Genomic DNA, 9,070 nt, shown 5'->3' with positions numbered 1-9,070 from the left:
TTGTCTACTAACAATGATGCTACTGCTCCTGCCGATATTTCCGGTTCCTTTATTAAAGCTCCTTCTTACCCTTACAATTGGGTTGATGTAACAAAAGCTACTACTGCCGACCTCAACTGGCGTAACCAGAAAAACGCAACTTACGACCCATGTCCTACAGGTTGGCGTGTTCCTGCTCAAGGCGAATGGAGTGATATTTTCCGTGGCGGTTCAGCTCCCGGTGCCAAATCTACTGCTGTAGCTAATACTTGGGAGTGGTATTCTACTGGTGGTACTACCGGTTACGAGATCAAACCTGATGGCGAAACCACTACTTTATTTTTGCCCGCCGCCGGCCACCGCGAGCGCTCTAATGGCGAGCTCTACAGCGTAGGTGCTAACGGCAACTATTGGAGTGGTAGCCTTAGCAGTACGTACTCGCTCAACCTGTACTTCAATGGTAGTACCGTGTACCCTGCGCGCATTGACTACCGTGGGTACGGCTTCAGTGTACGGTGTATCTCAGAATTATAAGAGGGTATTTCGTATAAAAACGGCTATTATCAGCCCTGAAAAAAGTGCCGGAACAGAGTCGCTATAAACTATTTGCAAAATAGATTGTTATATATAGTATAAACAATTTAAATGTAAAAAAAATTATGAGAGATTTAATTGAAAATGTAAAGCGAACTGTAAAATACTGGTGGATCTCGCTTATTATTGGTGTTTTAGCATTAATAGTAGGAATATGGTCGTTGGTGACTCCTATCGAAACGTTTTTTGCGCTGACAATCTTATTTGTAGTAACCTTTTTTATCGAAGGTATTCTGGAAATAGCGTTTTCTATTTCGAACCGTAAAATAATTACGGGTTGGGGTTGGAATTTGGCGATGGGTATTATAGATGTCATCTTTGCAATTATACTGATGCGGAATATGGCTTTAACTCCATTGGTGTTCAGTTATGTTATTGCATTCTGGGTATTGTTCCGTGCCGTATGGGGAATAGGTGTATCCATTGATTTGAAAGGATATAGGGATTCCGGTTGGGGCTGGTTGTTGGCTCTTTCTATTATCGGTGTTATAATTGCCATTCTCATGTTGCTTGTACCTACGTTGGCTGCCTCGTTTGCAGTATATATGGTTGGTTTTGCATTAATTGTGTATGGTATCTTTAGAATTTATCTGGCGTTCAGGCTAAAGGGACTTAAGAATAATATAAGAGATATAAAAAAGCAACTTGAAGATTAAATGATACATCCAAGTGTGATTAAAAAAAGACAGAAGTTTTCTTCTGTCTTTTTTTGTTGATTATAAGTCCTTTATTAAAACGGATGTCCTTGCTGTTTTAACATCTGATGTATGTTATTGATAATTTTTGTAGATTTGTGCATATTTTAGCGATTTTCGATTTTTATAACTCAAAAAATATAATTCAAATAATTAACTACAGATTATGACAGAAAAACTGGTAAAGACTTTACGGGATTCTAAAGTTGCACGCTGGACCGTATTGATTGTTGTTGCCTTCACAATGTTTTGCGGTTATTTTATTACCGATGTGATGGCTCCTTTGATGGACTTGCTGAAAGATGAATTTGGGTGGAGTGCAACGGAATATGGTATTTTCAATATGGCATACGGTTGGCTGAATGTGTTTCTCTTCATGCTCATTATAAGCGGCATGATATTAGACCGTTTTGGTGCCCGTATAACAGGTATTGGCGCTTGCGTGTTGATGATTATAGGTTGCGCGCTGAAGTACTATGCTGTTTCAAAGGCTTTTGAAGGAGAAATTTTTGGTCTGCGTACGCAAGTGTTTATTGCAAGCGTGGGTTTTGCCATCTTTGCATTGGGAATTGAATCGGCCGGGATTACCGTTACTAAAGTTATTGCACGTTGGTTCAATGGTTATGAGATGGCTTTGGCTATGGGTATTCAGGTGGCTGTAGCACGCTTGGGAACGGCATTGGCAATGTCGACAACAATACCATTGGCAAAACACTTCGAGAATCTTTCGGCCCCTATCTTATTCGGATTGGCTGCATTGTGTATAGGGCTGATAGCTTATTTGGTTTTCTGTGTGATGGATCGAAAATTAGATGCTTCGGAAGTGAATATACAAGAAGAACCGGAAGAGCCGTTTCGTTTTAAGGATATTGTTTCAATCATTCAAAGTAAAGGATTTTGGCTTATTGCGATGCTTTGTGTATTGTTTTATTCTGCGGTATTCCCTTTCCTCAAATATGCCACATCGTTAATGATAAATAAGTACAATGTTGCTCCGGAGCTTGCCGGAAATATACCCGCCATTCTTCCTTTTGGAACAATTCTGCTTACCCCCCTTTTTGGTGGGATTTACGATAAAAAAGGGAAGGGTGCTACCATTATGATGATTGGTGCTGCCATGTTGATTTTGATTCATGCTTCGTTCTCACTTCCTGTTCTGAACTATTGGTGGTTTGCTGCGGCATTAATGGTCTTGTTGGGAATTGCCTTCTCTTTAGTACCTTCTGCTATGTGGCCCTCTGTTCCTAAAATTATTCCTCAGAACAAACTTGGTACGGCTTATGCGCTGATATTCTGGGTACAAAATATAGGCTTGAGTTTAGTGCCCTTACTCATTGGCTGGGTGCTTGATAAGTTTTGCATTATCGGAACTAAATTGTCAGAATCGGGAAAAGAAGTACCGGTTTATGACTTTACACTCCCTATGGTTATCTTTACTTGTTTTGGGGTTTTAGCCCTTTTTGTAGCAATACTGCTGAAACGCGAAGATAAGATTAAAGGTTACGGACTGGAAAAACCTAATATAGCCAAATAATAAAAATAAGCCTCGCTTGATTATAACTAAAACGCCGGATAAATTCTCACTTATCCGGCGTTTAGTTTTTTCGTCTATTCTTATTATTTATTTCTCATAAATATCTGGATTGGAGTACCTGCGAAATCCCATTTTCCACGTATTTTATTTTCCAGGAAGCGTTTGTAAGGCTCTTTTACATACTGGGGTAGATTGGCAAAAAACACAAACGAAGGTATCTGTGTATTTGGCAACTGGGTAATGTATTTTATCTTGATGTATTTACCTTTTAATGCAGGAGGCGGATAAGCGGCAATAAGCGGCAGTAGAAACTCATTCAGTTTTGCTGTCGGAATTTTTCTCTTCTTATTCTCGTATACGCTTACAGCCGTATCGATTACTTTTAATATCCGCTGTTTGGTAGTAGCAGATGCGAAAATAATAGGGAAGTCGACAAATGGAGCTAAACGTTCCCGTATTGAATGTTCATAGGCTTTTACATCCGAGTTTTCTTTGCTTTCAATCAAGTCCCATTTGTTTACACAAACCACCAGTCCTTTCTTATTCTTTTGGATTAGCGATACTATATTTAAATCCTGGCTTTCAATGCCCCGCGTAGCGTCGAGCATAAGTATGCAAACATCTGCATTCTCTATCGCACGGATTGAACGGATTACAGAGTAATATTCCAAATCCTCGTTAACTTTAGCTTTTTTACGGATTCCGGCAGTATCAACCAGATAAAAGTCGTGTCCAAACTTGTTGAAGTGTGTATAAATAGAATCGCGTGTAGTTCCGGCGATGTCGGTAACTATCGTTCTTTCTTCTCCGATAAGGGCATTGATGATAGATGATTTTCCGGCGTTCGGACGTCCTACTACCGCAAAGCGTGGTATATCCAGTTCGGCTTCGTCGCTATACGAATTTGCCGGAAAAAGGTTTATAAGGTCGTCCAGAAGTTCGCCAGTGCCTAAGCCGTTAATCGCTGAAATTATATATGGGTCGCCATTCAGTCCGAGCTTATAAAACTCGGCCGACTGATATTGTAAATCAAATGTATCGGCTTTGTTCGTAACAAGCATCACAGGCTTGGTGCTTTTGCGAAGAATCTGGGCAACTTCCATATCCAAGTCGGTAATTCCTCCCTGTATATCAACCAAGAACAGAATAACATCCGCTTCTTCGATTGCCAGAACCACCTGACGCTTGATTTCGTCTTCGAAAACATCGTTCGAGTTTACCACCCAACCTCCGGTATCTATAACCGAAAATTCTTTTCCATTCCATTCGCTTTTGCCATATTGGCGGTCGCGGGTGGTTCCGGCTTCGTCGTTTACTATTGCCCGTCGGCTTTTGGTAAGCCTGTTGAAGAGTGTTGATTTGCCTACATTAGGTCTTCCTACTATTGCTGCAATATTTCCCATTGTTTTTTTAGTTTAATTCGTTTTTATTTACTTCTGTCCGCATTTTCTCAAATTCGGGCAGTGGGTATAAATATTTCTGATGCAAAAGTACGCTTTTTATTCGAGATATACAGAATTAGATTTTCAGATGCGATAATATTATCACGCCTGTTCAGGTTGGGTTACAAAAGGTATACATATTATTAAATAGCATAATGCTAACTTGTTGATAATTAAAATGTTATGTTTTTATCGAAAAATATTTTTTTAAGTGCTTGATAGATAATACAATAGCATTAGTGCTATTGCTCAATTACTTTAAGGTTCTGATTTTTTTCGGATGAGTTTGAGGGGTAGGGGCATAAAAAAAGCAACCTGTTGCGAGGTTGCTTTTGTATAGTGTGCAGTTAAAACTATTTATTGTTTTTATCTTTTTTTTCCGGTTTTGCTATCGACTCACGCATGGAGGTGTCGGCTTCGATGTTTTTCATTTTGTAATAATCCATAATTCCCAGATTACCATTGCGGAATGCTTCGGCCATAGCTTGTGGTACTTCGGCTTCGGCTTCGATAACTTTAGCACGCATCTCTTGGCTTCTGGATTTCATCTCTTGCTCGGTAGCTACTGCCATTGCGCGGCGTTCTTCGGCTTTTGCCTGTGCAATGTTTTTATCAGCTTGTGCCTGATCCATTTGTAGCTGCGCACCGATGTTTTTACCTATGTCGATGTCTGCTATATCAATAGATAGGATTTCGAACGCTGTTCCGGCATCAAGCCCTTTTCTTAACACCAATTTTGATATGGAATCGGGATTTTCCAGTACGCTTTTGTGCGATTCGGACGAACCGATTGATGATACAATACCTTCGCCTACACGGGCCAGAATGGTTTCTTCACCTGCTCCCCCTACTAATTGCTTGATGTTGGCACGCACTGTTACACGTGCTTTTGCTATTAGCTGGATACCATCTTTTGCTACGGCAGCTACAGGTGGAGTGTCAATCACTTTCGGGTTTACCGACATCTGTACAGCTTCGAACACATCGCGTCCTGCCAAGTCTATAGCGGTTGCCATTTTGAAAGAAAGGTCGATGTTGGCTTTTGATGCTGATACCAATGCGTGTACTACACGTTCGATATGTCCTCCTGCCAGATAATGTGCTTCAAGTCCATCGCGTGTAACTTCTTTAATATCGGCTTTGTGTGCTTCAATCATACAGGTTACAATTTTGGTTGGCGGCACTTTCCTTATACGCATCAGAAACAGTTGGATAAGTGATATGTTTACGCCCGAAACTTTTGCATTTATCCACAGCATAAACGGGACATAGTAAAAAAATAAAAGTAATAGGATTACCAGTAAGGCTATTCCTATAATTCCAATTGTTGTCATAATAAATTTATAGTTTTTGTGTTTGTTTTAACAGTCAAGTAATAAGGTGTTTATGTCAATTTCTTTTCCTTCTTCTTTCTTTTTTCTCAGTTTTATCACTCCTTCCAATATGTTTTTTCCTGCGAGGTCGATAGCTGCAGCCAGTCTGAAAGTTAAATTGATGTTGGCACATTTAGCCGTTATTAATGCATGAATAACATTTTGTACATTTCCGCCCGCAAGATAGTGTGCTTGTAAATCATTCATGTGAATGTCTTTCAATTCTGCTTTATGTATTTCAATCATGCACATTACCATTTCGTTAGGTGGTATCTTTCTAATTCGTATCAGAAACAGTTGAGAAAGAGGAATGTGAACGCTCGCAACTTTTGCGGTTATCCAAGGTATGAATGGTATGTAGTAAAAAAGCAAAAGAGTGAATATTGCTAATAATACAATTCCTATAATTATGCTTGTTTCCATTTATATTGTTGTCAGGTTAGCTGTTTTTTTCCGCTCTTTCTACCAACACATTTGTTTTATACACTTCGAGTACTATCACTTCTTCGTTAGGGTCTATAAAATCATCGTTTGTTTTGGCTTCAACTACGGCACCGTTTATCCTTACCTTGCCCATTGGGGCTAAGCGCGACATGGTTTTTCCTTTATCGCCTACTTGTATGTCAAGTCCTTGCAACGGGTCGACTTTACCGTCAATATCTGTTTTGAGTGTCATTTTATCCAACGCTTTCGACCTCATAAACCACCAAACTGCTAATGAAAATAGAATGATACCGCCAACAAGCGTAATTGTGCCTGCTGTAGCTCCTACAAAGGCATAAGCGTAGTAAATGGATGCTCCGGTAAAAAGCAAGCCCACGATACCCGCTATAGAAATGCCGGGAAGCAGGAATAACTCAACCAGAAAAAATACAATCCCAATGACGAGTAACGTACATACGATAACAATATCCATATAGCGTATAATTTTGTGCTAAAGGTAATGTTTTGGATTGCATTTTGCAAGTTAAGTAACAGAAAATTAGGATAACTGTATCAAAATTATACTTTGAATACCAAACTCATCCGATATTGTTCTTTCGTTTCTCGCTCTCAAAGTCCCTCTCTTTGAGAGAGGGATTTAGGGAGAGTTCTGATATTCTCATTGCTTTATTCTTTTGTCCTCAAGCCGGACAGGCTTTTACTTTTTCCTATAGCTGAAAAAGTAAACAAAANAAAAAGCCACCGCTACACCTGCTTCGCTAAAATTCAGCTACACTCCGCTACAGGCATTGAAACTCCTCGCTTTGCTCGTCAAACAGCAAATCCTGTTTAACGCTGCGTTACGCTGAATTTCTTAACGCTCACCAGCTGAGGCGGAAAGATTAGCTCCGGCTGCGAAAGAAGAAAATAGCAATTCTACATATTTTGATGCGGTTGCTCTTACAGAAAATAATTATTGTGATATTTTTACAAGTAAAAGTTCGTTGAACCGTTTTTTGTATGCCAAGACGCGATGACGCAAATAATAAAAAACACAAGGTGTTTTTTGTTGCTTTTCTATATAATTGCTTTTCAGATAATTAATAGAGATACAGGGGGAAGCTAATTATTTTTCAGGAATTTTATTTCTTCGTTACGTACTGAGAGCGTTCTTTCTGTTATCAGTTCGTCTTTTATGCGTATTTGTTTTTCGAGGTCGATAATTTTGGGTGCAATTGCCGATTGTTTATCAGCACTTGCTGTTATGGTATACTCTATGCGGAGGTTTTCCAGTTCTTTTTGCATGCTTTGTACTTCTGCCATCAGCTTGTTTAACTCATCCCATTGCTTACGGGCTTCGCTGCTTCCGAATTGGCTTGGGTTTGTATAAACCAAGTTATTGTTTATAATAAATTCCATTTTATTTTCTGCTGTATTTTCCGCATGCGAGTTTGTACCTGTTTTTTTATTCCCTGTAATATCCGCCTCGCGGAATACTTTTAATTGTGCAGCTTTACGGATATAGTCTTTGTCGTCGGAACGTATTATTGTTTTTTCGTCGTTAGGTACAAATATGTAAATGGCTACTTTGCCCTGAGGCTGGTAGCGGTCGGTAGCAAACCACCCTACGTTATTTATCTCGTCCACTACCATCATATAATCGTTGTAGGGAGAGTTGAAAGGCATCCCTATGTTTTCGGGAGTGAGGTAGCTGTCGTTTGCAGGCACGTAGCGTGTGATGAATATATCGTATCCACCCATCGAGTTTTTCCCATTGGACGAAAAATACATGGTTACTCCATCCTGTAGCAAGAAAGGGTAATTTTCGTCGGCATCGGAGTTTAAAATTTTTGATAGGTATACCGGAGGCGACCACCCATCGAACAGGCGGTGCGATGTGTACAGATTCATGCGTCCGCCTATACTGTCCGAAAAGTAAACACGGTCTTGCCGTTGTGTGGTATATATTATTTTGTCTTCCTGTTTGTTTGGATGCAGGTTTATCCGCTCTTGTTTCAGCTTGCCCAGTTCACTGCCGAAACGATAATAACTTAAAAAATCATTTTTATCTACTATCAGACTGTCTACTATGCCAATATCTTCGACTCTTGCGAGGAAACGCTCGCACATTTCTGCCTGCGATATTTTTTGTTGTAAATCGGGTATTCTGGAATCGTTTTGAGGTAATTTGGCCAGATATTTTTTATAGGCCGCCGCCGATTCGTCAAATTGGTATGTGTCGAAATATAATTCGCCTAAATAGTAATTCTTAAGGTCGTAGCGTTCGCCGGCCAGCCCGAAGTGCTTGATTGCTTCTTCCGGCTCTTTCAGCTCATAGCAACAGCGTGCATAGCGGTAATTGTACAGAGCGCTTTTGGGGCTTTTTTTCAGTAATGCGGCATATACTTCTTTTGCTTTTTCATACTCCTGATTGTTGAATAAGCGTTCGCCATCTTCTGCCCGTTGTGCAAAAACCGGCATGCAGATTATAATTAGGATATAGATAAAATTGTACTTCATGTTACTTGTCTTAAAACAGAAGGTAACCCCTGATTGTTTTAATCGACTAACAAAAATACGATAATTTTTGAAACGAAGGAATGATTTTATGCTGTAACCCAGAGTGAGTACATTAAAGTTATATTTAAAGATATTCTATTTTTTAGATATGATTCTTCCGTTCTACAGTCTTCAAGTCCCTCTCTTTGAGAGAGGGATTTAGGGAGAGTTCGGGTATTCCCGCTATTTAGCCTTTTGTCCTCAAGCCGGACGGGCTTTTACTTTTTCCTATAGCTGAAAAAGTAAANTTCGCTTAAACGGTGCATTCACCGCTACACCTGCTTCGCTAAAATTCAGCTACACTCCGCTACAGGCTTTGAAACTCCTCGCTGCGCTCGTCAAACAACAAATCCTGTTTAACGCTGCGTTACGCTGAATTTCTTAACGCTCACCAGCTGAGGCGGAAAAGTTAGCTACGGCTACGAAAGAATGAAATAATAAAATTAGTTGATTTTAAATGTTTTACTTTGT

The 9,070-nt window shown here is 39.8% G+C and carries 8 protein-coding genes; 3 read left to right on the top strand and 5 right to left on the bottom strand.

Going from position 1 to position 9,070, the window contains the following annotated elements:
• The 3 genes from D0T49_RS09760 to D0T49_RS09750 form a co-directional block, all read left to right on the top strand.
• The coding region (locus D0T49_RS09760; RefSeq protein WP_239057055.1) for a fibrobacter succinogenes major paralogous domain-containing protein at positions 1-513 on the top strand (513 nt) is incomplete at its 5' end.
• 125 nt (positions 514-638) lie between these two features.
• A complete protein-coding gene (locus tag D0T49_RS09755; RefSeq protein WP_163630864.1) occupies positions 639-1,229 on the top strand; it encodes an HdeD family acid-resistance protein in 591 nt (196 codons plus the stop codon).
• Positions 1,230-1,434: 205 nt separating this feature from the next.
• Positions 1,435-2,802 carry an MFS transporter gene (locus D0T49_RS09750; protein ID WP_163630862.1) on the top strand — a complete coding sequence of 456 codons (1,368 nt, stop codon included), beginning with the start codon at positions 1,435-1,437 and terminating at the stop codon, positions 2,800-2,802.
• An 83-nt stretch (positions 2,803-2,885) separates the two neighbouring features.
• On the opposite strand, the gene der is transcribed toward D0T49_RS09750, so the two are convergent.
• From der to D0T49_RS09725, 5 genes are all read right to left on the bottom strand, one after another.
• The gene (der, locus tag D0T49_RS09745; protein ID WP_163630860.1) at positions 2,886-4,205 is read right to left on the bottom strand and encodes a ribosome biogenesis GTPase Der; all 1,320 of its coding nucleotides are present in this window, start codon (positions 4,203-4,205) and stop codon (positions 2,886-2,888) included.
• A gap of 392 nt (positions 4,206-4,597) precedes the next feature.
• The gene (gene floA / locus D0T49_RS09740) at positions 4,598-5,578 is read right to left on the bottom strand and encodes a flotillin-like protein FloA (RefSeq protein WP_163630858.1); all 981 of its coding nucleotides are present in this window, start codon (positions 5,576-5,578) and stop codon (positions 4,598-4,600) included.
• Positions 5,579-5,605: 27 nt separating this feature from the next.
• On the bottom strand, positions 5,606-6,040 hold the full coding sequence (locus D0T49_RS09735; RefSeq protein WP_163630856.1) for a flotillin-like FloA family protein: 435 nt from the start codon (positions 6,038-6,040) through the stop codon (positions 5,606-5,608).
• A 16-nt stretch (positions 6,041-6,056) separates the two neighbouring features.
• Positions 6,057-6,533 carry an NfeD family protein gene (locus D0T49_RS09730; RefSeq protein ID WP_163630854.1) on the bottom strand — a complete coding sequence of 159 codons (477 nt, stop codon included), beginning with the start codon at positions 6,531-6,533 and terminating at the stop codon, positions 6,057-6,059.
• Between the two features lie 629 nt (positions 6,534-7,162).
• Positions 7,163-8,560 carry a tetratricopeptide repeat protein gene (locus D0T49_RS09725; protein ID WP_163630852.1) on the bottom strand — a complete coding sequence of 466 codons (1,398 nt, stop codon included), beginning with the start codon at positions 8,558-8,560 and terminating at the stop codon, positions 7,163-7,165.
• Between the last annotated feature and the right edge of the window lie 510 nt (positions 8,561-9,070).

This window comes from Paludibacter sp. 221, from assembly GCF_010501035.1.
Lineage (GTDB): Bacteria > Bacteroidota > Bacteroidia > Bacteroidales > Paludibacteraceae > QVMH01.
This window is presented reverse-complemented; position numbering and strand designations above follow the sequence as displayed.